General features: G+C 73.3%; 8 protein-coding genes and 1 tRNA gene. 4 read left to right on the plus strand and 5 right to left on the minus strand.

The annotated features are described in order from the left end of the window. Positions 1–95 precede the first annotated feature (95 nt). A complete protein-coding gene (locus PCC79_RS06855) occupies positions 96–18,191 on the minus strand; it encodes a DUF7507 domain-containing protein (protein WP_342373383.1) in 18,096 nt (6,031 codons plus the stop codon). 581 nt (positions 18,192–18,772) lie between these two features. Here PCC79_RS06855 and PCC79_RS06860 point away from each other — a divergent pair. The 4 genes from PCC79_RS06860 (at position 18,773) to PCC79_RS06875 (ending at position 22,669) form a co-directional block, all read left to right on the plus strand. Continuing rightward, a tRNA-Ile gene (locus tag PCC79_RS06860) sits at positions 18,773–18,849 on the plus strand. Between the two features lie 235 nt (positions 18,850–19,084). Beyond that, positions 19,085–20,218: a glycosyltransferase gene (locus PCC79_RS06865; RefSeq protein WP_232548175.1), complete on the plus strand. Its 1,134-nt coding sequence runs from the start codon at positions 19,085–19,087 to the stop codon at positions 20,216–20,218. Next, entirely contained in the window at positions 20,215–21,246 is a 1,032-nt protein-coding gene (locus PCC79_RS06870; RefSeq protein WP_232548174.1) for a hypothetical protein, read from the plus strand. Before PCC79_RS06865 ends, PCC79_RS06870 begins: the two co-directional genes overlap by 4 nt. After that, positions 21,194–22,669, plus strand: coding sequence for a hypothetical protein (locus tag PCC79_RS06875; protein WP_232548173.1), 1,476 nt, complete (start codon positions 21,194–21,196; stop codon positions 22,667–22,669). The genes PCC79_RS06870 and PCC79_RS06875 overlap by 53 nt, the downstream gene beginning before the upstream one ends. Here the strand turns inward: PCC79_RS06875 and PCC79_RS06880 are convergent. The 4 genes from PCC79_RS06880 to PCC79_RS06895 all read right to left on the minus strand — a co-directional run bounded on the left by PCC79_RS06880 (position 22,648) and on the right by PCC79_RS06895 (position 25,606). Further along, the gene (locus tag PCC79_RS06880; protein ID WP_332836155.1) at positions 22,648–23,658 is read right to left on the minus strand and encodes a glycosyltransferase family 4 protein; all 1,011 of its coding nucleotides are present in this window, start codon (positions 23,656–23,658) and stop codon (positions 22,648–22,650) included. The two genes, PCC79_RS06875 and PCC79_RS06880, sit on opposite strands and share 22 nt — an antisense overlap. A 176-nt stretch (positions 23,659–23,834) precedes the next feature. Then, positions 23,835–24,254: a vitamin K epoxide reductase family protein gene (locus PCC79_RS06885; protein WP_342373384.1), complete on the minus strand. Its 420-nt coding sequence runs from the start codon at positions 24,252–24,254 to the stop codon at positions 23,835–23,837. Continuing rightward, positions 24,254–25,105: a DUF929 family protein gene (locus PCC79_RS06890; protein ID WP_342373385.1), complete on the minus strand. Its 852-nt coding sequence runs from the start codon at positions 25,103–25,105 to the stop codon at positions 24,254–24,256. Before PCC79_RS06890 ends, PCC79_RS06885 begins: the two co-directional genes overlap by 1 nt. A 294-nt stretch (positions 25,106–25,399) precedes the next feature. Further along, complete coding sequence (locus PCC79_RS06895; RefSeq protein WP_342373386.1) at positions 25,400–25,606, minus strand: hypothetical protein; 207 nt, start codon at positions 25,604–25,606, stop codon at positions 25,400–25,402. Between the last annotated feature and the right edge of the window lie 102 nt (positions 25,607–25,708).

Raw genomic sequence — 25,708 nt, forward strand, 5'->3', positions numbered from 1 at the left:
ACCCGCTCAGCAGCACCAGGGCGGCCACGGCCGGCGCGAGCGCGAGGCGCCACCACCGGGTTCCGGTGAGGGTGGGGAACGGCATCTTCACAGGGTCACTCCTTGTCATCGGTGGATCGGCGCCGGTACCCGAGCAGCAACCCGCCGGCCAGCAGCAGGGCCAGGCCCGCCGCGAGGGCGCCGAGGGTCGTGTCGGTTCCGGTCTGCGGCAACCGGGGCGGAACCGGTGCCGGTGTGGGGGTCGGGCTGGGTGCCGGGGTGGGCCCGGCGGTCGGCGTCGGCGTGGCCGTTGGCGAAGGCGACAAGGTCGGGGTCGGGGGAACGACGGGGGCGGCCGGCACGTCCACCACCGTGGCCGCCACGGCCTCGAGGCTCGCGTGGCACGCCAGCACGGCGGCCAGGGCGACGAGGTCCGCCGTCGAGGTCGGGCAGGGCGCCGGGGCCAGGCCCGTGGCCGTCGCGATGTTGCGCACCTGCCCCGCCGTGATCCACCCCTCGGCAACCCCGGTCGTGGCCGTCACGGTCACCGACGCCCCCGGCGCCAGCGTGGACACCGGCACCACGACGCCGGGCACGAGCGGGTCGTCGACGCCCAGATCGCGCACCGTCGTGTTGCCGGTGTTGGTGAGCGTGAACGTCCACGTCACCACGTCATCGGTCGTGCCGCCGGCCACACCGCGATCGGCGTACACGCCGCTCTTGGTGAGGGCCAACCCGGGCGCCAGTTCGACGCCGACCGTGGCCGCCCCGGCCCCCGTGACCGCCACGCCGTCGGGCAGTGTGCCGGTCGCCGTGGCGCCGTTCAGGACGCCCCCGGCGTCCACGTCGGCCTGGGTCAGCGTGTAGGGGGCCACCGCGCACGTCATGGACGCCGCCCCCGCCAGGCTCGTGGCCGGGCACGTGACGGCCAGCTCCACCCCGGTGGCCAGGGCGTCCGTCACGGTGATGGCGTCCACCGTGCTCGGGCCGGGGTTGGTCACGAGAACGGTGTAGTCCACGACGGCGCCCACGCCCGCGGCGACGTCGGTCGAGGCCGTCTTGACCACCTCCAGGCCGCCGCTGCTCACGATGGGGGTGCTGGTGGCGTCGGTGTTGTTCGCCAGCACGGGTTCATCCAGCCCGGTGGCCACCGAGGCGGTGACGGCCAGCTGGCCGGTCGCGTCCGCGTCCACCACGCCGCTCACCCGGAACGCCAGGGTCGCGCCGGCGGCCACGCGGGCCGCCCTGAAGCGCAGCGTCGTCGTGCCCGAGGCGTCCGGGGTGGCCGTCACGCTCCAGCCGTCCGGCAGGTCGAGCGTGGTCACGTCCGCGACCCCGGCGGGCAGGACGGCGGTGAGCACCACATCGCTCGCATCGGAGGGTCCGACGTTGGCCACCGCCAGGTCCCACGCCACCACACCGCCGGCCACCGCCGGGTCGGGCTGGCCCTGGGACACGGTCACGGCAAGATCCGGGCGCGGCGTCACCGGGACGACCACCGTTGAGCTGTCGTTCCCCGTCGACGGGTCCGGGGTGGTCGACGTGAGCTCGGCGGTGTTCGTCACGTCACCGATCACGTCGGAGGCGAGCGTGCCGCCCACCACGATCTCCACGGCGTTGGCCTCGCCGACGCCCTGTTCGGGGATCGAGCAGGTCAGCGTCGCGTCCGCCACCGCGCACGACCCGAAGGCCGCCGAGGTGGTCACCGTCACCTCGGTAAGACCGGCGGGTAGGGCGTCCGTCACCACGCTGTCGCGGGCGAACGACGGCCCGAGGTTCACCACGCGGATCAGCCACGCCACGCTCTCGCCCGGCACCACCGGCTCCTCGGAGACCAACGTCTTGGTCACCCCCTGGTCGGCCACCGCGCTCACCGTGGTGTCCACGGACGCCACGTTCGAGGCATCGTCGAGGTCGGGGGTGGCCGCATCCACGGTCGCGTTCTGCCGGAACGTCCCCACGAAGGCCGGGTCGATGACGGCGCTGACCGTCATGACGACGCTGGCCCCCGGTGCCAGCCGCTCGCCCGAGCAGTCCGGCCCCGTGTTCGTGGCTTCACACGACCAAGAGGGGTCGTCCACGCTCGCCACCACGTCGTTGAGCTGCTCCAACGGCGGGAGGTCGACCACGCGCGGGTTGAGCGCCGTGGACGGGCCCGCGTTGGTGAGGGTGAGCGTCCACGTGATCGGATCGCCGGCCCGCGCGGTGGCCGGCCCTGCCTTCACCAGGACGAGGTCGGCCCGCGGCTGCGTGGCCGCCCGGGCGACGCCGGTGTTGTCCGTCGGGTCGAGGTCGACTGTGTCGCTGGTCACGTTGGCGGCGTTCACCAGGTCACCCGAGAAGTCCGGGCTGAGGACGCCGGCGATCGTGATCGTCGCCTCCGCGCCGAGCGGCACCGTCGCTGCCGTGCAGGACACCTCCTGGCCGTCCACGGCACAGGACCAGCCGGCCGCGTCCGCCCCCGGCGTCACCGTCAGGTCGCCCACGCCGTCCGGCACGCGGTCGGCCAGCAAGGCGTTGAGCGCCAGAGACGGCCCGGCATTGCGCACCGTCACGTCCCAGCTCACCGCCTCGCCGGGCACCGGCACGGCCGGGGTCGGCGCCGACTTCCTCACCGACAGGTCGGCGCGCTGGGCCACCGGGGACTCCGAGGTGGCGCTGTTGTCGGTGTCGTCCGGGTCGAGCGTCGCCTGGCCGAGCAGGGCCGTGTTGGGCAGCGTCCCGACCAGGTCGGACCGCACGACGCCCGTCACGAACACCGTGATGGCGCTGCCGACCGGCATGGTCGCGGCGTCACAGTGCACGTCCTGACCGGACGCCGCACACACCCAGCCCGGCGCCGCGGTGCGGACGCCGACCAGCTCGACGTCGGAGACCACCGCGTCGTCGAGAGTCAGGCCGGTCGCGGTCGACGGACCCGCATTCACGACCGTCAGCGCCCACTCCACGGCCTCACCGGCGATGGCGGGGTTGGGGATGGTCTGGCTCTTCGTGAGCGAGAGGGCCGTCGTGGGCTGCACGGGCGTCCTCGCGGTTGCGGTGTCGTTGCCGGGCACCTCATCGGTGGTCGAGGCGGCCACGGAGGCCGTGTTGACCAGGTCAGCGGTCGTGGCGGGGTCCAAAACGCCCGCGACCGTGATCGTCACCGACGCACCCGCGGCCAGGGCGTCCGCCGCGCAGTCCACCCTCTGGCCGGCCACCCCGCACGTCCAGGCCGGGGCCGTGGTCGTGACCTGGACGCCGCCGACGACGTCCGGCACCAGGTCGGTCAGCGTCACCGCGCGCGCCAGCGAGGCCCCGTTGTTGGTCACCGTGAGCGTCCACGTCACCGGGGAGCCCGGCACCGCGGGGGGCGGGCTGGTGAGCTCCTTGGCCACCGCCAGGTCGGCCAGGGCGCGCACCGGTGAGGTCACCGTGTCGGAGTCGTCGGACGAATCAGGGTCCTCCACCGGCGAGGACACGCTCGCGGTGTTGCTGATCTCACCGGTGAGGTCGGAGGCCAGCACACCGCTCACGGTCACCGTGGCCGTCGCGCCCGCGGCGAGGCGCTCACCGTCGCAGACGGCCCGCCCGCCCGCCACGGAGCACGACCAGCCGGCGTCGTCCGACGATGCCGTCACGTCGGACAACCCGGCCGGCAACGTGTCGACCACGTGGGCCTCCCGGGCGTCCGACGGCCCCGCGTTGCCCACGGTGAGCGTCCAGGAGACCTCCTCGCCGGCGACCGGCGGGTTGGGGGTGGGGTCGGACTTCACCAGCGTCAGGTCGGCCAGCCCGGTGGTGGCCGTCGACGTGGCGCTGGCGTTGTTGCCGAGCGTCGGGTCGAACGTCGCACTGGTGAGCACCACCGCGTTGGCCACGGCCCCGGTCGTCGCCGGGTCGAGGTCGGCGCCCACGAGGAAAGTCATGGCCGCCCCCGCAGCCAGGGCGCCGGCGGTGCAGCTGGCGACGGCGGCGGTGGACGCCGAGCAGTCCCAGTCCGCCGCACCCGGGGCGTCCGGGTCCTCCGGGGCCACGGTGGCGTTTGTCAGCCCGGCACCGAGCTCATCGGTGAACCGCGCCCCGAGCGCTGTGGAGGGGCCGTTGTTGGTGACCGTGATGCGCCACTGGGCCGCGCGGCCGGGCACGAACACGACGTCCACCGCCTCCTTGGTGACGGCGAGGTCGGCGGTCGGCACCGTGGCGGTGGTGCTCGAGGCCTCGTTGTTGTCGGCATCGACATCGTCGGCGACGGTCACGCTGGCCGTGTTGGTCACGGCGCCGAGCGTCGACTCCGCCAGCACTCCCGAGACCGTGATCGTCACCGCCGCGCCGACGGCCAACTCGGCCGCCGCGCAGGTCACGTCCTGCCCGGCCACGGCGCACTCCCATCCCGCCGCGTTGGCGGAGGCGGCGGGTGAGAGCACGCTGGCGGGGAGGCTGTCGGTCACGACCAGGTCTCGGGCGAAGGACGGCCCGATGTTGGTCACGCTCAGCGTCCACTGCACCGGCAGGCCCGGTACCGCCGGCGACGGGGAGGCCACGCTCTTGGTGAGCGCCACGTCCACCTGGGGGCTCACCGGCAGGCTCGCGTCCGCCGACAGGTCGGTGTCATCGAGGTCGGTCGTGGTGGCGCTGAGCGTCGCCGTGTTGGTCAGCGACTCCTCCGCGAACGACGGGTCCAGCGCTCCGCTCACGGTGATGCTGGCCGAGCCGACGGCGAAGCTGTCGGCCGCGCAGGTCAGCTCCTGGCCGGAGAGGTCACACGTCCAGCCGTCGGGCACCGCGTCGAGGGTGAAACCCGACTGCACGGGTGGCAGGGTGTCGCGGACGAACACATCCCGGGCGACCGACGGCCCGGCGTTCGTCGCCGTGATCGTCCAGCTCACGCGCTCACCGGGCACCGCCGAGGCCTGGGGGCTCGTCTTGGCCACCGACAGGTCCGCCAGCGGCGTGATCGTCGAGCGGGTGGCGTCGGTGTTGTTGCCCGTGTCGTCACCCGGGGTCGAGGTGCTGATCGTGGCGGCGTTGTCGAGTTGGCCGGTCGCGGCGGCGTCCAGGGTGCCCGTGAGGGTGAAGGACGCGCTCGCGTTCGGCGCCAGGTCCGGCCCCGCGCACTCCACCACGGTCGCGGTGCTCGCCGCGCAGTCCCAGCCGGCGCCGCTGACCTCGGTCAGGCTCACGGCGGCCGGCACCGCGTCGGTCACCACGATGGCGCGCGCGGCCGACGGGCCGTTGTTGATCGCGACGACGGTCCACGTGACCGGCTCGCCGGGCACGGCGGTGGCGGGGGCGATCTTGTCGATCGTGACCTCGGCGGCCGGGAACGTCTCCGACGTGCTGCTCGCCTCGTTGTCGCCGAGGGCGTCCTCGGCCGTCGCGCTGGTGACCGCGGCGGTGTTCGTCAGCACCCCGACGTGGAAGGGGTCGAGCAGGGTGCCCGTGACGGTGATGGTGCTGGTGGCACGCGGCACGAGCGATTCCCCGGTGCACGTGATCGTGCCGTCCGCGATCGCGCAGGCCCAGCCGGCGGCGTCCGCCACGGCGACGAGGTCGCCGACGACGGCCGGCGGGGTGTCGGTGACCACGAGGTCGGTCGCGGTCGACGGGCCGGCGTTCGTGACGGTCAGCTGCCAGGTCACGGACTCACCCGGGACGACCGTGCCGGAGATCTCCGCCTTGCCGATCGCGAGGTCGGCCAGTGGGGTCAGCGGGGTGGTCGCGGTGGCGGAGTTGTCATCCGGATCCCGTTCGGTGGTGAGGGACGCCACCGTCGCGGTGTTGGCCAGCTCTCCGACGGCCGAGGGGTCCACCCGGCCGGCCACCGTGACGGTGAACGTGGCGGACGCGGCCAGCGCGCCGCGGGCACAGCTCACCTGCGTGGTGGAGACCGAGCAGCTCACCGCGGGGTCGCTGCTGGTCGCCGTGGCGTCCAGCAGCGCGTTGGGCAGCGCATCACTCACGACCACGTCGGTGGCCTCCGACGGCCCGTCGTTGGTCACCACCACGTCCCAGGACGCCTGGTTACCCGGGGTGAACGTCGTGGCGGACGGGGTCTTGGCGACCCGCAGGTCGGCCTCCTGGCCGACGGGCGTCGACGCCTCGGCGCGGACGGACACCGGGTCGCCCTCGGCGTCCGAGGCGCCGCCCACGACGCGGTTGCCGACGGCGCCGACGGCGTCGGGGGCCACGGTGCCGGTGACGACGACGGTCACGGACGCCCCGGGCAGCAGTTGGTCGCCGGTGCACGTGATCGTGGTGCCGGGGGTGCAGGCCCAGGCGGCCGGATCAGGGGCATCGGTCACGACGACGCCGCTCACCGTGATCGTCGGGTCCGGGGTGTCGACGAGGCTCGGGGCGAACGCGGTGGCGGGCCCGTCGTTGGTCAGCACGACGGTCCAGCTCATGGCCTGCCCGGCCACGACGGCCGCGCGGTCGGGCGTCTTGGTGACGCGGAGGGCCACGTCGGCGTCCACGGGCGTCACCGACGTCGCGGTGTTGGCCTGGACGCCGGGGTCGGGGGTGTCGGCCGCCACCGTTGCGGTGTTCGCGAGCGGACCGGAGAAGGACGGGTCGAGCGTGCCGCCCAACGTGAGGCTCAGCGACTCGCCGGGAGCCAGCGTGGCGTCGGCGCACGTCACGCGCTGGTCGACCACGGTGCAGGACGCCCACGCCGGCGACGCCGCGTCGACGGTCACGTCCGAGACCCCATCGGGGACCTCGTCGGTGGCCGTGACGCCGGTGGCGACGGCGGGCCCGAGGTTGCTGACGCTCACCGTCCAGGCCACGGCCTCACCGGGGGAGGCAGGGTTCGGGGTTGCCTGTGTCTTGGCGATGGCCAGCTCGGCGGTGGCCGCCACCTCGGTCGTGACCGAGGCGGTGTCATCCTCGTCCGACGGGTCGTCGGTGGCGGTGGAGACCGTCGCGGTGTTCGTCAGTGACGAGCCGGGGGCGGTGGCGGGGGGCAGGAGCGCCGAGACGGCGAAGGTCACCGTCGCGCCGGGGGCCAGGGTGGGGGCCGAGCACGCGACGTCCTGGCCGGTCACCGTGCAGGTCCATCCCGCCGTGTCGGGCAGCACGGTGGTGACGGTGGCGGGGGAGGGCACGGCGTCGGAGACCACCGGATCGACGGCGGTCGAAGGGCCGTCGTTGGTGGCCGTGACGAGCCAGGTCACCTCGGTGCCGGCCTGCAGCGGAGCGTCGCTGAGGAGTTCCTTGGCGACGCGCAGGTCGGCCTCGGGAACCTTCACGTCGTCGGTGCGGGCCGTGTTGTCCGACGGGTCGGAGTCCGCCGTGTCCGAGCCCAGCCGGGCCACGTTGCTGAGCGTGCCCGTGACGTTGGGCGCCAGGTCGGCCTCGATCGTGATCGTCGCGCTCGTCCCCGGAGCGATCGACGGTGCGGTGCACGCGACCTCGAGCTCGGCCACCGTGCACGCGAAACCGGGGGCCGTGCTGGTCGGGTCGACCGTCGCCGTGACCCCGCTCAGGGTGCCGATCAGCGTGTCCGCCAGGCGGGGGTTGACGGCCGTGGAGGGGCCGGCGTTGGCGACGACGACCGTCCAACGCTGCCGGGTACCGGGGACGGGCGGATCGTTCTCGAGGTCCTTCGTCACGACCAGGTCGGCCGCGGGGGCGACCGGCGTGGAGCTGGAGGCGGTGTTGTCGGCCGGCAGGGCGTCGGGAAGGTCGGACGCCGCCGTGGCGGAGTTGACCAGGGGGGCCAGGCGGTCGGCGTCCACGGTGGCAGTGACCGTCGCGGTGACCGGAACGCCGGGGGCCAGGGCGTCCGCGGCGCAGGTGAGGGCGGTGTCGTCGCACGTCCAACCGGCCGCATCGGTCCTGATGGTGCCGGCGCTCGTCCCGGCCGGCAACGCGTCGGCCAGCGAGACGCCGTAGGCGGTGGACGGGCCGCGGTTGGTGAGCGTCACCGTCCAGGTCACGGTCTCACCCGGCACGGCGGGGTTGGGCGAGCCGACGCTCTTGACGACCTGCAGATCCACGCTGCGGGTCACCGGCGCGGTCAGGGTGGCCGTGTCGTCCGCCGTGCCCCCGCTGTCCGGCGTCGCGGTGGTGAGCGTCGCGGTGTTGGTCAGCTCGGGCCCCTGCGCGGCGATCCAGTCGGCGTCCACGACGGCGGAGAAGACCACGGAGCTGGACGTCTCCGCGGCCAGCGTCGGGCGGGTGCAGGAGAGATCGGTGCTGGTCGTGGAGCAGAGCCAAGTGGCCGACGACACGAGCTGCACCCCGGAGAGGCCCGGCGTCAGCGCGTCCGTGAGGACCAGTCCGGTGGCATCGGAGGGCCCGGCGTTGCTCGCGGTGAGCCGGAAGGAGACGCGCTGCCCGGCGACGACCGTCGCCGTGGCGGGCTCCAGGGTCTTGGTCAGGCTGACCTGGGCGTCGGTGGTGATGGTGTCGCTCACCGACGCGGCGTTGTCGGACAGGTCCGGGTCGGTCGTGGACGCCGCGAGCGTCGCGTTGTTGGTGAGCGTGCCCGTGGCCGAGCCGGCGACGGTTCCCGACACGGTGATGTCGGCGGACGCGCCGACGGCCACGGCGTCCGGCCCGGTGCAGGTCACACGACCGGAGGCGACCGTGCAGGCCCAGCCGTCGGGCGCGGTGACGCTCGCACCGGTGACCGCGGCGGGCAGCACGTCGGTCACGACCGGGCGGACGCCCACCGACGGACCCTCGTTGGTCGCGGTCAGGGTCCAGGCGATCGTCTCCCCGGCGACGGGGGCGGCGGCGGGTGCGGGCGTCGTCCGCGCCTTGGTGAGCGTGAAGTCGGCCTCGGCGGCGACGGGGGTGTCGCTGGCGTCGGTGTTGTCCTCGGCCTCCGGGTCGTCGGTGGCCGCCGTCACGGTGGCGGTGTTGGTGAGGACGCCGGTGCGCGCGGCGTCCACGCGGCCGGTGACCGTGACGGTCGAGGTCGCGTCCGGCGCGAGGCTGGGCAGGGTGCAACCGGCGGTGCCGGTGTCGCAGGCCCAGCCGTCGCCGGTCACCTCGGTCGGGGTCACCCCGGCGGGCAGGGCGTCGGTGAGTTGCAGATCCGTCGCGGTGGAGGGGCCGAGGTTGGCGACGTCGATCGTCCAGGTCACCGCCTCACCCGGCACCGCCGGGTTGGGAGCACCGACGGACTTGGTGAGGTGGAGGTCGGCGCTGGGCGCCACCTGGGTCTCCACCGTCGAGACGTTGTTCTCCGTGTGGGGGTGCGGCGTGGTCGAGGTGACGGTGGCGGTGTTGCTGAAGTCCTCGGTGACCGACGGGTCCAGGAGCCCCGAAATGGTGAGGAAGACGTCGGCGCCGACGGGCAGCTCCGTGCCGGAACAGGTCACCGTGTTGTCGGTGACGTCGCATTCCCAGCCCGACACGTTGACGTCGGCCGTGATGTCCCCCAGACCGGCGGGGACCTCGTCGGTCACCGTCACCGTCCGGGCCACCGAGGGGCCGTCGTTGTGCACCTGCAGGCGGTAGCTGGCGCGCTCGCCGGGGGTGACGGGGTCGGCGGAGCCGTTGGTCTTGGTGATGCCGGTGTCCGCGCTGGCCACGGTGGTGACCACGTCGGTGTCGGCGTTGTTGCCGGGTGCCGGGTCGGTCGACTCCGACACCACCGACGCGGTGTTCGAGACGGTGCCGGTCGTGGCCGGGTCCAGGACGCCGGCCACGGTGATCGTGGCGGTGGCCCCGGTGGCCAGCGATTGGGCGGTGCAGTCCACGGTCTGACCGGTCACCGTGCACGTCCAGCCGGCGGCGATGGCGTCCTCGTCCGGGGTGGCGGTGACACGGGTGACGGCCGGGGGCACCCGGTCCAGCATCTCCGGGTTGGTGGCCGCCGACGGCCCGGCGTTGGCGACGACCAGCGTCCAGGCGATGGCCTCACCGGGGGTGCCGCCAGTCGCGAGGCTCTTGACCAGGGAGACGTCGGACTCGACCCCGACGTTCGTCGTGACGGCGTTGGTGTTGTTCGCGGTGACCGGGTCGGCGGTGGCGGCGGAGATCTCGCCGGTGTTGGTGATCTCACCGACGTGGGTGGGGGACAGGGTGCCGGCGATGACGAGGTCGATGGGCGTGGCTCCCGGCAGCAGGTCGGGGTCGGTGCAGGTGACCAGCTGGCCGTCGAGCGAGCACGTCCACGCCGGGTCCGAGGGGGTGACCGTGACGTCGGTGACGTCGTCCGGGACCGCGTCGGTGAAGGTGGGGGCGACGGCGGTGGACGGGCCAGCAGTGGTCACGCGCGCCGTCCACTCGATGGGCCCGCCGGCGACCGGTGTGTCGCCGGTCAGCCGCTTGGCCACCGCGAGGTCGGCCGCGGGGGCGAGCTCGTGGGTCGCGGACGCGGTGTTCTGGCTCGTGTCCGGGTCCGCGGTGGCCGCGGTGGCCGTCGCGGTGTTGGTCAGCGTGCCGGTGGCGGATGCGTCGAGGGTGCCGGAGACGGTGATGCTCGCGGTGGCGCCCGGGGCCAGGGAGGCTGCGCCGCACGTCAGGTTGCCGGTGGCCGCGGTGCAGCTCCACCCGGCCGTCGGGGTGGTGGTGGCGACGCCGGTCAGGCCGGCGGGCAGCGTGTCGGTGATCGAGGGGGACGCCGCCGTCGACGGCCCGGCGTTGGTGAGGGTCAGCGTCCAGCTCACGGTGGCGCCCGGGGTGACCGGGGCGGGCGAGGCCAGGGCCTTGCTCAGGCGCAGGTCGGCGCTCGGCGCCGTCGGCGTCGTGCTCGTGGCGGCGTTGTTGGTGGTCACGGGGTCGGCGGTGGCCGCGCTGATCGTGGCCGCGTTCGTGAGCGAGCCGGTGGCCGTGGGGGCCAGCGTGCCGGTCACGGTGAACGTGGCCGAGGCGCCGGGGGCGAGCGCGGCCGCCGTGCAGCGGCGGGTGTCGGTGCCGGTGCACGTCCAGCCGGCCGGGGCCGAAACGGTGGCGCCGGACACCTGGGCTGGCAGGGCGTCGGCCAGCGCGAGACCCGTCGCGGTGGACGGACCGAGGTTGGTGACGGTCACCGTCCAGCTCACCGCCTGGCCGGGCACGGCGGGGTTCGGCGAGGCCGGGCTCTTGCTGACCGTCAGGTCGGCGCGAGGAGTGCTCGGCGTCGTGGCGGTGGCCGTGTTGTCGGACGGGTCGGCGTCGGTCTCGGTGGCGGTGAGCGTGGCCGTGTTGATGAGATCGCCGGTGCGGTCGGGCGCCAGGGTTCCGGTGACCGTGAATGTGACGGACGCCTCGGGAGCCATCGTGCCGTCGGCGCACGTCGTGGCGGTGCACGACCAGCCGGCGGCGGTGGTGGTGAGGGCCGCACCCGTGACCCCGGCGGGGATCACGTCGGTGAGGGTCACGCCGGTGGCGGTCGAGGAGCCGTTGTTGGTGGCCACGAGCGTCCACGTGGCTGGCTGACCCGGCACGGCCGGGTTGGGGCTGGCCTGGCTCTTGCTGAGCGCGAGATCGACGCTCGGGGTCACGTCCGCGGTGGTGCTGCTGGTGTTGTTGCCGGGCACGCTGTCGGGCGTCGAAGCACTGACGGTGGCCGCGTTGGTCAGGGCACCGCGGAACGACGGGTCGAGCTCGCCGACGACCGTGGCCGTGACAAGGTGGCCCACCTCGTGCCGGTCGGTGGCACAGGTGATCGTCTGCCCATCGACCGCGCAGGGGCCCTCCCCAGAGTCCTTCGTGGCGCTCACGATCGTGACGCCGGCGGGCACCACGTCCACCACCCGCTTGTCGAGCGCCGCGGAAGGGCCGTTGTTCATGATCTGGATCTGCCAGGTCACCTGTTCGCCGGGCACCGCGTCCCCGACCAAGGTCTTGGTGACCGCCATGTCGGCGTCCGGGGTGATCGGGTCGCTGGTCGTGGCGACGTTGTTGGTGAGATCGGGGTCGGCCGTGTTGGTGTTGATGCGCGCCGTGTTGGTCAGGGTGCCGGTCGCCGTCGGGTCGAGCAGGCCCGAGAGGGTGACGGTCGACGTTCCGCCGGCAGGCACATAGGCCGCGGTGCAGGTGAGGGACTGGGAGGCCAACGAGCAGCCGAAGGCGTGGTCGGACGTCGCGACGACCTCGATGTCGGAGATGGTGGCCGGGATGACGTCGGTGACGACCTTGTCCCGCGCCGCCGAGGGGCCGGCGTTGCCGAGGTTCAGGGTCCACGTGACGCGTTCGCCGGGCACCGCGGGTGTGTCGAGCGTCTTGACGACCGACAGGTCGGCGCTCGGGGCCGTCGGGGTGCTGGCCGTGGCGGCGTTGTTGCTGGTGACCGGGTCGGAGGTCGCGCTGGTGGCGGTGACGCCATTGGTCAGGGTGCCCGTGGTGTCGGAGGCCAGCGTCCCTGCGATCGTGAAGGTGGCGCTCTGGCCCGCGGCGAGCGTAGCCGCCCCGCAGCCCCACAGGCCGGCGGTGGCGGCATCCTCGGCACAGGTCCAGCCCGCGGGGCCCGTGACGGTGCCGCCGGTGACGGACGCGGGCAGCTGGTCGGTGATCGCGGGGGACACCGCGGTCGAGGGGCCGACGTTGGTCAGGGTGACCGTCCAGCTGACCGGCTGGCCGGGCACCGCCGGGTTGGGCGAGGCCGGGCTCTTCGCGACCGCGAGGTCGGCGCTGGGCGCGGTGGTGGCGGTGACGCCCGCGGTGTTGTTGGCGGGCACGGGGTCGGCGGTGTCGGCCGCCACCTGGGCGGTGTTCGCCAAGGTGCCGGTGAACGAGGGGTCGAGGGTGCCGCTGACGGTGATGGTGCCGACGGTGCCGACCGGGAGGGCGGCCGCCGCGCAGGTGATGGTCTGGCCGGTGGTGGTGCAGGTGATCGCGGACGACGATGCCGTCACGGTGATGGCGGTCAGCGCATCGGGCAGCGTGTCGCTGCCCACGATGTTCGTGGCCACCGACGGGCCCAGGTTCTCCACGGTGAGGGTGTAGGCGACCCGCTGACCCGGCACCGGGTTCGTGGGGGAGACCGTCTTGGCCATCGTCAGGTCGGCCCGGGGGGTGAGGGGCACCGCGACGGTGGCGGCGTTGTCGGCGGTCACCGGGTCGGTCGTGCTCGAGGTGGCGGTCGCCGTGTTCGTCAGCGTTCCGGTGGCCGTCCCCGCCAGCGTCCCGGTGACCGTGACGGTGGCCGAGGCCCCCGGCGCCAGCGCGTCGTCAGCACAGGAGACCGCGTTGCCGGTGCCGACCGAACAGGTCCAGCCCGCGGTTGCGCTGGCGTCGTCGGGAGTGGCCGTGACGCCGGTGACGGTGCCCGTCAGGGTGTCGCTCAGCCGGGGCGCAACGGCCGTCGACGGGCCCGCGTTGGTGAGGGTCAGCCTCCACGTCACCGAACTCCCCGGCACCGCCTCGCCGATGAGTTCCTTGGCGAGCCCCAGGTCGGCGCTCGGGGCGGTGGGCGTCGAGGCCGTCGAGGAGTTGTTGGTGGTGAGCGGGTCGGTGGTGGCCGAGGCGAGGCTGGCGGTGTTGACGAGGTTGCGGGTGTGGGACGCGGCCAGGGTTCCGGTGATGGTCACGGTGACGGACGCCCCGGCGTCCAATGACGCGGCCTCACAGCCGACGGTCTGGCCGGTCACCGAGCACGTCCAGCCCGCCGCGGCGGTGGTGGCCCCGATGCCGGTCACGGTGGCGGGCAGCGTGTCGGTCAACGTCGGATCCAGCGCCACCGAGGGCCCGTTGTTGGTGACCGCGACCGTCCAGCTCACCGCCTGCCCGGGCACGGCGGGGTTGGGCGTGGCGGCCGACTTCACGGCCAGCAGGTCGGCGCGCGCCGTGGTCGGCGTGGTGGCCGTCGCAGTGTTGTTGGCCGCAGTCGGGTCGGGGGTGGTGCTGGCGACCGTGGCCGTGTTGGCGAGGTCGCCGGTGTGGGTGGCGGCCAGGGTGCCGCGCACGGTGACCGTGACCGTGGTGCCGGGCGCGAGCGAGGCGGCGGCGCAGCCGACATCCTGCCCGGTCACCGTGCACGACCAGCCCGGCGCGGCGGTCGTGGCCGTGATGCCGGTGACGTCGCCGGCCAGGGTGTCGGCGACGCTGACGCCGGTGGCGGTCGACGGGCCGGTGTTGGTCACGGTCAGCGTCCAGGAGACGGGCTGGCCGGCGACGCCCGGGTTGGGCGTCGCGCCCGACTTGGTGATGCCCAGGTCGGCGCTCGGGGCGGTGGGGGTGATGAGGGCGACGCTGTTGTTGGTCGACACCGGGTCGGCGGTGCTGGCCGTGACTGCGGCAGCGTTGGTGAGGTCGCCGGTGTGGGAGGCCGCCAGCGTGCCCGTGACCACGAACGACGTGTTCGCGGCGGGCGCCAGCGTGGCCGTGGTGCAGGTGACCGTGCTGCCCTGGACCGAGCAGGTGGTGCCGGCCGGGACTCCGCTGACGGCGACGCCGGTCACGTCGGCGGGGACGGCGTCGGTGGTCGTGACGCCGGTGGCCGTCGAGGGCCCGCCGTTGGTGACGGTGACGCGCCAGCTCACGGTCTGGCCCGGCACGGCGGGCGACGCGGTGAGCAGTTGCTTGCCGACGCCGAGATCCGCGCTGGGGGCCGTGGCGGTGGTGACCGCGGCGCTGTTGTTGCCGGTGACCGGGTCGGTGGTCGAGCTCGAGGCGCTCACGCTGTTGGTGACCTGGCCGGTCGTGGCGGCGGCGATCGTGCCAGTGACCGTCACGGTGACGCTGGTGCCGGGGGCGAGGGCGTCGTCGCCGCAGCCCAGCGACGTGCCGCTCACGGTGCACGTCCAGCCCGCGGCCGACGCGTCGTCGGACAGCGCGGCGGTCGCGCCCGTCAGCGCGGAGGGCAGGGTGTCGGTGATGCGCGGGGCCAGGGCCGTCGACGGGCCGGCGTTGGTGAGGGTGATCGTCCAGCTGGCCGGCTGCCCGGGCACGAGCGGGGTGGGGGAGGCCGCCGACTTCGTGACGGCCAGGTCGGCGCTGGGGGACGTGGGCGTCGACGTGGTCGAGCTGTTGTTCGTCGTCAGCGGGTCGGTGGTTGCTGAGCTGACGGTGGCGGTGTTGGTGAGCGTGCCGGTGTGGCTCGGGCTGAGCGTGCCGGTGACCGTGAACGTCACCGAGGTGCCGGCGGCCAGCGTGGGGGCGCCGCACGCCACGGCGTTGCCGGCGCCGACCGTGCAGGCCCAACCCGTCGCGGGCGTCGTGACGGCCACGCCGGTGACCGAGGCCGGCACCGTGTCGGAGAACACCGGGGCCGTGGCCACCGAGGGGCCGTTGTTGGTGAGCGTCACCGACCAGCTGACCGGCTGGCCCGGCACCGCGGGGTTCGGGGCGGCCTGGGACTTGACCGCCAGCAGGTTTGACGACACGGTGATCGGCGTCGTCGTGGTGGCGGAATTGTTGACCGGCGCCGGGTCGGCCGTCGACGTGGTCAGGGTTGCCGTGTTGGCCAGGGATCCGGTGGCGGTGGGCGACACGCGGCCGCTGATCGTGATGCGGGCGGACGCCCCGACGGGCCAGTCGGTGTTGGGTGTGCACGTCACCGTCTGCCCGCTCAGCGAACAGAATCCCTGGGGCAGGCCGGTCGTGATCGTGATGCCGCTCACCGCGTCCGGCACCACATCGGTCAGCACGATGTCCCGCGCCACCGACGGGCCGTTGTTGACGACGTCCAGGTTCCAGGTGACCGTGCCGCCGGCCGTGACCGAGGTGCTGGTGGCGGCCTTCGTCACCGCCACGTCGGCGCTCGGCGTGAGGGTGACCGAGGCGCTGGCCGTGTTGTTGGCCGAGGTGGGGTCGGTGGTCGCGGAGGCGACGCTGGTGCTGTTTGTGAGCGTTCCGCTGGCCGTGGCGGCCAGGGTGCCGGACAGTTGCACGGTGGCGGACGCCCCCGGCGCCAGACTGGCGGCCGAGCAGTTGACGTTCTGGCCCGAGACCGTGCAGGTCCACCCGCTCGGGGCCGTGGCGGTGATGCCGGTGACGGCCGCGGGCACGGCGTCCGTGAGGGTGGGGGAGGCCGCCGTGGAGGGCCCGTTGTTCGTCACGGTGGCGCGCCAGCTGACCGGTTGGCCCGGCGTGGTGCCCGCGACGTGGGTCTTGGCGGCGACGAGGTCGGCGCGCGGGGCCGTGGGCGTCGACGTGGTGGAGGAGTTGTTGGTGGTCACCGGATCGGTCGTGGCCGCGGTCACGGACGCGGTGTTGACCAGCGTGCCGGTGAAGCTCGGGCTGAGGGTGCCCGCGATGGTGACGGTGAAGGACGCGCCGAAGGCCAAGGAGGGGTTGGTGCAGGTGACGTTCTGCCCGGTCGTCGAGCACGTGACACCGCTGGGGGCGGTGACGGCCAGGCCCGTGACCGCGGCGGGCACGGCGTCGGACAGGTTGACCACCGTGGCCACGGAGGGGCCGTTGTTGGTGACCGTGACGTTCCACGACGCGGTGCCACCGGGGGTGAACGACGTGGCGCCGGCCGTCGACTTCACCGCCAGCAGGTCGGCCGCCTGGGTGATCGGCGTCGTCACCGAGGCGCTGTTGTTGGCGCCGGCCGGGTCGGGAGTGCTCGAGGTGAGCGCACCGGTGTTGACGAGCGACCCGCTGGCGGTGGACGCGACCGTGCCGCGGACGGTGACCGCCGCGGTGGCGCCGGGGGCGAGCGAGGACGCCGAACAGGTCACCGTCTGCCCGCTCACCGCGCACGTCCACCCGGTGGTGGCGGTCGTCGCGGTGATGCCGGTGACGGTGGCCGGCAGGGTGTCCGTGATCGTGGGGGTGACGGCTGTGGAGGGGCCGGCGTTGGTCGCGGTCAGCGTCCACGTGGCCTGCGAGCCGGCGACGAGCGGGGAGGTCGTGGCGGCCTTCGCCAACGACAGGTCGGCACTCGGGGCGGTGGCGGTCGTCTCGGAGTCGGTGTTGTTGGCCGTGTTGGGGTCGCCCGAGGAGGAGGACGTGGTGGCGGTGTTCGTCAACGGGCCGGTGTGGGCCGGGTCGAGCGTGCCGGTGACCCGGATGGAGGCCGTGGCGCCGACGGCGAGGCTGGCGGCGTTGCAGTTGACGTTCTGGCCCGCGATCGAACACGTCCAGCCGGCGGAGACGTTGCTGACGGCGAGGTTGGTGACCGCGTTCGGAACGACATCGGAGATGGTCGGGTTGGTGGCGACCGACGGGCCGTTGTTGCGCGCGGTGACCGTCCAGCTCACCTGCTGGCCCGGCACGAACGGGGTGGCCGCGCCGACGGTGACGGACTTGTCGGCCACCAGGTCGGAGCTCGCGACGTAGGGGACGGTCACCCGGGTGCTGGTGGCGGTGACCTGCTGTGCGGTGGGCGTCGTGCCGGCGGCCGTGGCGGTGTTGGCGACCTGGCCGGCGGTCACGTCCGCCGCCGTGGTGGTGTAGGACGCCGTACAGGTCGTGGACGCCCCCGGTGCCAGCGTCGTCGTGGGGCAGGAGACGGCGGACAGCCCGCTCAGGGGGTCGGCGACCCGGACGCCCGTCAACGTCTGGCCGCCGGAGTTGGTGACGACGAAGGAGTAGGCGACCGGCTGGCCCGCGGCCGAGAACGACGTCATCGATGCCGATTTCACGATGCAGATCGCCGGTGGGGGCGCGGTGTTGGTGAGGATGCAGGTGATGTTGTCGTTCGCCGTGGTGGGTGAGATGGACACCCTCGTGCCAGTCGTCCCCTGGGCCGGAAGCACCGTGGCGGATCCGGTGGCGGCGTTGGTGCAGGACCAGGACTGGGAGTACCGGCTCAGGTCGGTCCCGGCGTTGGCCGCCACCTCGTCGAGGGTGACGGCGCCGCCGATGAATCCCATGGCGGAGCCGGTGGTGGCCGAGTTGGCGCCCGAGGTGGTCGCGGTGATGGGGGTCCCACCCGTGGGGGTGGCGCGGATGGTGAAGGCGTCGGAGGCGTTGACGAGGCCGTTCACGTTCTTGCGCAGCGTGATGGTGGGCAGGTAGACGCCGAACATGAACCCCTGCGCGCCGAATGAGGGGCGGTTGAGGCGCACGTCCATGGACATGTTGCTCGTGGCGGGGGCCTGGACGATGAGCGCCCCCGGGTTGGCGACGTTGCCCACGCCGTCGATCGAGGTGGAGGTGGTGGTGAGCCCACCCGTGCAGGCCAGGGCACCGGTGCCCGAGGGCACGTTCTCCAGCACCGAGACCGTCGTGTTCTGCACCGAGAAGCGGATGTACTCCCGAAGGGAGCCGGCGGCGTCCGTGGACTCGCCGTCGGCCCCGATGAGGGCGAAGTTCGTGATCTGGGCTCCTGCCGGGTTGCGCAGGACGACCCCTGAGACGCGGAAGGTCTCGTTGAGGCTTGAGCCGGCCGTGACGTACCACACCGGCTGTCCCTCGATGCCCAGGTACGCCGTGTTGCCGATGGCCGCGCCCTCCCCCGACGCGGTGTCGTACCACGTCGGTGTGGCGCTCGCGGACGCGGTCGTGCCGGTACCGGTGGTGCGCCGAAGTTGAACGTGAGGGTGAAGCCGCCCGGCAGGGTCTGGGTGACGGTCTGGCCGTTCGCCGAGTTGACGGTGCTGTTGCTGAAGTCGGCCAGGTTGACCCAGCAGATCCGGTCACGGTAACTCCCGACGCCACCCCGGTCGGCGAAATCGCACCCCGGCGTCGCGGCCGCGGCGGGCGTGGCGTTGAGCACGGTGATCACGGGCAGCCCGAGAAGAGCCAGGGTGAACGCGACCACGAGGGCGACCAGACGGCGGGTGTGGCCGGCTGGGCGACGGACCTCGGGGGCGGCGTGCAACACGGGGGATGCCTCTCGGGGACGACGACGACTCAAGGCGTCCCCCCGGCGCGAGAAGGAGTGTAAGGGGAAACGGCGAATTTGGCATCCCTGGCCGCGGGGCGGGCGGGGGTGGGGCACGGGCCGCGGCAGCTGGGCTGCCAGTAGGGTGGTGGCGCGCTGGGGGCGTTAGCTCAGCCGGTCAGAGCAGGGGACTCATAATCCCTGGGTCGCGGGTTCGAGCCCCGCACGCCCCACCAGCCCCGCAGATGCGGGCCGACACGCACACTGTGGTCTCACACTCCGGTTCCGGTCGCGGAGTTTGAGGCACATACCGGAGTGTGAGTTGCGCCGGAGCCGGCGCGTCGCCCGGACGGTGGCACCTGGCAGCCGGGAGCGAGGCGGCGCCGGACGCCCATCCCACCTCGCCAGGGTGGGTTAGGGTGGCGGGGAGTCGTCGTGTGACGCTCGGCTTGGCCAGAGGGGATTGGCACCATGGAGATCGGTCTGCTCAGTTCGTACCCGCCCACCCTGTGTGGGTTGGCCACGTTCAACGCCGCCTTGGCCGGCGCTCTGCGTTCGCACGGCGCCGGGATCCGCGTGGTCCGCTCCCTGGACGCCCCCGAGCACCTCGCCCTGCCCGACGTGGCCAGCGAGCTCTGGGCCGGCGACGAGCTGAGCCGGCGGCGGGCGGCAGCGGAGTTGAACGCCTGCGATGTCGTCGTCGTGCAGCACGAGTACGGCATCTACGGCGGCCCGGACGGCGTCGAGGTGGTGGACGTCCTGGACCGGATTCGGGTGCCCGTGATCGTCGTGGTGCACACCGTGCTGACGCAGCCCTCCACCACGCAGCGCGCCGTTCTCGAACGGGTGATGGACCGTGCGGACGCCGTCGTGACCATGACCCAGGCAGCCCGGACGCGGCTGCTCGGCGGCTACCGCGTCGACCCGGAACGCGTCGTGGTCATCCCCCACGGCGCCGCCCCGCCGGCCCAGGCCCGTTCCACCGACGAACGCCCCAGCCCGCGCATCCTCACATGGGGGCTCATCGGGCCCGGCAAGGGCATCGAGTGGGCGATCGAGGCGATGCCCCGCCTGCGCGACCTCGACCCCCGTCCGCACTATCTCATCGCCGGCGAGACGCACCCCAAGGTGGTGGCGCGCGAGGGCGAGCGCTACCGCGACGGCCTCCGCCGCCGCGCAGACGAGTTGGGTGTGGGGGACATGGTGCGCTTCGACGCGACCTACCGCGCCACCGACGCGATCCCCGCGTTGCTGGCCACCGCCGATGTCGTGCTGCTGCCCTACGACTCCACCGAGCAGGTGACCTCGGGCGTGCTCATCGACTCGGTCGCGGCCGGCGTGCCGGTCGTCTCCACGGCCTTCCCGCACGCCGTCGAGCTGTTGGCCGGCGGGGCGGGCGTGACGGTGCCCCATCGGACGCCGGAGGCGATGGCGGACGCCCTCACCACCATCCTGACCCACGAGGAGGAGGCGGATCGCATGCGGGCCAGCGCCCAGCGGGAGGCCGCGTCCCTCTACTGGCCGGCGGTGGCGGCACGCTATCTCGACGTCGCGGCGGCCCTCCTCGGCGCGCGCCACGGGGACCCGGCCGGGGAAGCCCGGTGACCCTGCCGGAGCCGAGGTTCACCCACCTGAGGCGCCTCACGGACGCGCGCGCCCTCTTCGAACACGCCGAGATGGACGCCCCCCGCGTCGGGCACGGCTATTGCGTGGACGACAACGCGCGGGCCGTCGTCCTGCTCTGCCGGGCGGCCGACCCGTCCCTCGATGACCTGCTCGCCGTCCACCTGCGCATGGTCTGCGACGCCGTGACGGCCGACGGTCGCTGCCACAACAGACTGGGCCCGGGGGGCTGGCAGGACGAGCCGGGGGAGGGTGACTGGTGGGGCCGGGCGACGTGGGCGCTGGGGACGGCTGCCGCCGACCACCGGCTGGACGCCTCGGCGCGACGCGACGCCGCGCGGGGCTTCGCGCTGCTGGCGCGCCGCCGGCCACGCTCCCCCCGGGCGGTGGCCCTCGCCGTGCTGGGCGCCGTGGCGGAGGGCGGCCCGGCGGCCCGCGCCCTGGTGGCCGACGCCGCCGACTGGCTCGCAGCGCTGGGCTCGGGGCCCTGGCCCGAGGAGCGCCTCGCCTACGACAACGCGCGTCTACCGGAGGCGCTGCTGGCGGCCGGCTCCGCGCTGGCGCGCCCCGACCTCATCGCCCTCGGGCTCGAGCAGCTGCGCTTCCTGGTCGACGCCGAGACTCTGGGGGACCACTTCTCGGTGACCCCCGTGGGTGGGCGAGCCCTGGGGGAGGAGGGCCCCGGTTTCGACCAGCAGCCGATCGAACTGGCCGCGTTGGCCGATGCCTGTGCCCGCGCCCACGACCTCACCTCGGACGCCTTCTGGTCGGTCGCCGTCGACCGCAGCTGGCGGTGGTTCACCGGCGACAACGACGTCGGCGTGTGCCTGTACGACGAGGCCACCGGTGCTGGTTACGATGGCTTGCAGCCGCACGGGCGCAACCAGAACAGGGGCGCGGAATCCACCCTGTCCGCGTTGTCGGTGCTGCTCCAGGCCCGCCGCAAAGGAGTTGTGCATGCCCCCGCACGTCATCCGTCACGCCGACCAGACGCTGGATCCCGACCCTGAGCGCGTCGTGGCGCGCCTGTTCATGCCCAGCGCCGACCCGGGGCACGGCAACCTCGCACCCGATCTCGTCGCCCGCGTCATGGCCCTCGACGAGGCCGAGGTGGAGCGGCTCGCCGGCGACGTCGTGGCCCGGTTCGCCCTCCACCACGGCACCCTCCGCCAAACCCTGCTGCAGCACGCGCACCCCCTGACCCCGCGGGGCGAGCACATCAGCGACGCCCGCGCCGTCGTCCTCGGCGCGGTGTTCACCGCCGAGTTCTCCCTTGAGGGCGCCGCGCTGTGCAACCCCAGCGCCGTGCCGCACCCCGACCAGTCCGGCCTCGGCCCCGACGAACTCCGGGTGGCCCTCAGCCTGCGGGCGATCGGGGAGGGTCACGTGTCGTCGATCGAGTTCGCGTCCGGGGTCGTGGGCGATGACGGCTGGCGATTCGAGCCGCGCTCCGGGCCGCCGGTGCTCGGCACCATCACGCCCGCGGCGCTGCCCTGGGAATTGATCGCCGCCCTGACCGGAGCGGCGGGGGAGGGTGGTGAGCTGACCACGGCCGTGCTCGGCCGGCTGCCCGAGCGGATCCGTGCCCAGGACGTCGACCAGGCCTTCGACGATCTGCCCCCCGACCTGCTCCTGCACCCCGCCTCGCACCGGCAGGCCGAGGCGTTGCGGCGCGCGTCCCGCTCGGCCTACTACACGGCGTTCGACCCCCGGACGCGGCTGGACCAGCGGGTGCTGATGCCGGCCGTGGACGACGAATCCCACGGCCTGGAGGACGCCCGGTTCACCCTGTTCACCGACGAGGAGGGCAGCACCCAGTACCGCGCGACGTACACGGCGTACAACGGACGCGACATCCAGGTGCGGATGCTGACCAGCGCCGATCTCACCTCCTTCCAGTCCACCCCCCTGGCGGGGGTGGCCGCCACCAACAAGGGCATGGCGATCTTCCCCCGGCTGATCGGTGGGCGTTTCGCCGCGCTGACCCGGCACGACGGTGCCCGCAACGGTGTCTCCTTCTCCGCCGACGGGCTCACCTGGGACGATCCCACCGTCATCGAAGAGCCCGGTGGGGCTCCGTGGATGATCCGGCAACTGGGCAACTCGGGCGCCCCTGTGGAGATCGACGAGGGCTGGCTCGTCCTCACGCACGGCGTGGGCCCGATGCGCGTCTACAGCCTCGGCGCGCTGCTGCTCGATCGCGACGACCCGACGCGCGTGATCGCCCGGCTCGAGGAGCCGTGGCTGACGCCGCACCCGCACCACGGGGGGTATGTACCCAACGTCGTCTTCTCGTGCGGGGGGCTCGTCCACCGACGACGGCTGTTCGTGCCCCACGGGATCGGCGACCAGCGCATCGCGGTGGCGTCCGTGGCCGTCGACGACCTGGTCGCTGCGATGCGCCCGGAGCCTCAGCCCAGCAGGCGCGCGTAGGCGGCGAGGTAGCCGTCCACCATCGTCTCGACGCCGAACCGGTGGGCCGCGCGCGCCCTCACCGCCGCCCGGTCCAGGCCGACAGCAGCCGTCACCGCCTCCGCGGCGGCGGCCACACCGCCCTCCCCCTCGTCGACCAGGAAGCCGGTCACCCCCTCGTCGACGACCTCGGGCATGGAGCCGCGCCGGTGGGCCACCACGGGCGTGCCGCAGGCCATGGCCTCCGCGACGGCCAGGCCGAACGGCTCGTCGAAGCCGATGGGGTGGAGCAGGGCGGCCGCCGATCCCAGCACCTCCGCGCGGCGTTTTGGACCGACGGAACCCAGATAGGTGACGGCCTCGCCGTCGACGTGGGGCAGCACCTCCCGGGCGTGGTACTCGGCGTCGTGCACGGGCCCGCAGATCACCAGCCGCCGCCCGGCCGCCCTCGCGATCGCGATGGCGTCCGCGGTGCCCTTGTCGGCGTGGATGCGCCCGAACGCCACCAGGGCGTCCCCGCCGGGGCCCTCGGGCAGCTCCGCCAGGTCCAGCCCGTGGTGGACGGTGGCGAGGTAGTCGAGGTCGGGGCTGCGGTCGGCGTCCGAGATCGAGATGTAGGCAGAGCGACCGGCGCGGTAGGCGGGCAGGATCGCCGGCCCGGAGAAGCCGTGGATCGTCGTCACCATGGGGGCCCGGCACAGACCGCTGAAGGCCAGGGGGAGCCAGTCCAGCTGGTTGTGGACGAGGTCGAACTCGCCGGAGCGCTCCAACGCGTGGGCGACGTGCAGCGCCTCGGCGATCCGTCCGTCGACCGTCGGGTCCTCCTCGTAGCCGCAGGGCACCACGCCGTCGAGCTTGGCGGAGGTCACCGAGTCGAGCGTGGCGAAGAGGGTCACGTCCACACCCCGGCGCACCAGCCCCTCGGTGAGCAGGCTCGTGACGCGCTCCCACGGGCCGTAGTGACGCGGCGGCGTCCGCCACGCAATGGGCCCCAGCATCGCCACTCTCACGCGCCCACCCTTCTGGGTGGCGGATGAGGTGTCAAGCGCCCTGGGGGGCGCCGACACGCACGCTTGGGTCTCAAACTCCACTTCCGGTGGCGGAGTTTGACGACAGAACCGGAGTTTGAGCCCGTCCGCCGGAAGCCGTGACGCAACGCCCCAGGCCGCCGGCGTCCTTGCCGCCCTCAGGCGTGGTTCGCGTACCAGGTGCCCAGGTACCCGCAGAACAGCGCCACCGTCACGACGTGGACCACCGTGCACCAGGAGCAGATCTGGCCAAGGCTGATCTCGCCGTAGACGAGGTAGAGCACGAACAGGACGCCGAGGCCGGTGTAGCCCGCACCCAGCAGGCGCGCCCGCTGCTGGGGGAGCCGGGGCTCCAGCACCCAGGCGAACACGGTGCCCGCCACGAACCAGAGCAGCCCGAGCAAGGCCACGGGGACGCCGAACACGTACGCCCACCGGCTGGTCGTGACCGACTCGCAATTCACGATGCCCGCGTTCGTGCACGCCAGGGTGGCGTTGCCCGTGAAGTGCTGGACGGTCAAATACGCGGAAACGAGCAGCCCGACAGTCCACAGCCCCCGGCTGAGCCACGTGGGCATCAGCCGACGAATTCGGCGGCGGCCCGGACGCCGGGGGCGTCGCACACCTCGCCCGGCTGGTTGCCGGTGAGCGCGCAGATGCGGGCGGTGTGCACGTTGGCCGCCCCGAGGATGCCCTGCGCCTCGGAGCTGTTGGCGTCGCCGAGGCGGGCCAGCACCTCGTCGGGGTTCGCGTCGGCGAGGAAGCCGCCGTCGTAGGACGCCCCGAGCTGATGGGAGGTGCCCCAGTACGTCCAGGGAACGCTGCCACCGGGATTGAACTGCCGAAGCGTGGCGTCGTCGTCGGCCGACAGTGTCTGGAGTGGTCGGCCCTCGGCGTCGGCGGTCTCGAATCCGTCGAAGACGATGAGATCGCTCGCAAAGGTGGCGTGTTCGTAACTGACGGTGGGGATGCTCGACTCATTGGCGGGGGTTCGGGACGCCTCCAAGCCATCGAACGTGCCGAACCGCGACAGCGCGATGGTGAGCGCCCAGCGTTCCATGCCGCAGTAGGGGCAATACTCCGTGCCCACGTACAGCACACGGGGCTTCCCGTCGACCATGACTGGTTCGCCGCCCTCGACGGGGGTGGCGGCATCGCGCGCCGCGCCCACGCCCACGGCGTCCAACTGGGGGGCCGAGACCTGCGACAGGCCGGACACATAGGCGTCCGACCCCTCACCGGCCGCTTCGCGCTGACGTGCGGCGTTGGCGAGGAGCATGGCTCCGATGATCATCGCGAGCGCGACGACGACCGCCACGCCCACCATGATCATCCTGGTGCGCTTCCGGCGCACCTGCTCGGCGCGCTGCTGCTCCGCGATGCGCTGGCGCGCCGACACGGCCGCCTGCTTGTCTCTCCTGCTCGCCACCGGACCTCCTCCACTGCTCACCCGATTCTGGCACTCCACCCGTCCCCCCAAGAGGCGCCGACACTCACGTTTGAGACTCAAACGCCGGTTCCGGTGGCGGAGTTTGAGGACCAAACCGGAGTGTGAGCGGCGGCGACGACGTCTGCCGCGCGGCCGACACGCTGCTCCGCCTGAGCGTCGTGCACGGGTCCCCTGTGGACGGCCATGTCGACCTGCACGGCGCTGAGACCGGACGCCGCGAGCTTGGCTTCCAGATCGGCCCCAGGCCGCGGTGGGCCGGGGCACGGACTGGCCTCACCGCGCGCCGGCGTCCGCCACGGATCCGAGGTCTTTCAGCTCCAGGAGATCGGGGTCGAGACCCAAGTCGTCAACCACGCTTCCGTCCGGATCCTCGAGACGATCGGCATGATCGAGACGGGACGCGGTGCCGACGGCCACCGCCTGGGGCGACCGACGTTCCACCGCCGATTTCGGCTCGCCCGTCCGGTTGGGTTCGCTCACACTCCGGTTTGGGCCTCAAACTCCGCTACCGGAACCGGAGTTTGAGCCCGAAGTGTGCGTGTCGGCGCCCGGACGGGCGGGCCAGCCGACGCTCGCCAGACG

Source organism: Propioniciclava soli, from assembly GCF_038502305.1.
In the GTDB taxonomy this organism is placed as follows: Bacteria; Actinomycetota; Actinomycetes; order Propionibacteriales; family Propionibacteriaceae; genus Propioniciclava; species Propioniciclava soli.

Coding starts and splice junctions, on each gene's coding strand:
- PCC79_RS06865 (WP_232548175.1), top strand. CDS start 19,085: ATGGAGATCGGTCTGCTCAGTTCGTACCCGCCCACCCTGTGTGGGTTG.
- PCC79_RS06875 (WP_232548173.1), top strand. CDS start 21,194: ATGCCCCCGCACGTCATCCGTCACGCCGACCAGACGCTGGATCCCGAC.
- PCC79_RS06885 (WP_342373384.1), bottom strand. CDS start 24,254: ATGCCCACGTGGCTCAGCCGGGGGCTGTGGACTGTCGGGCTGCTCGTT.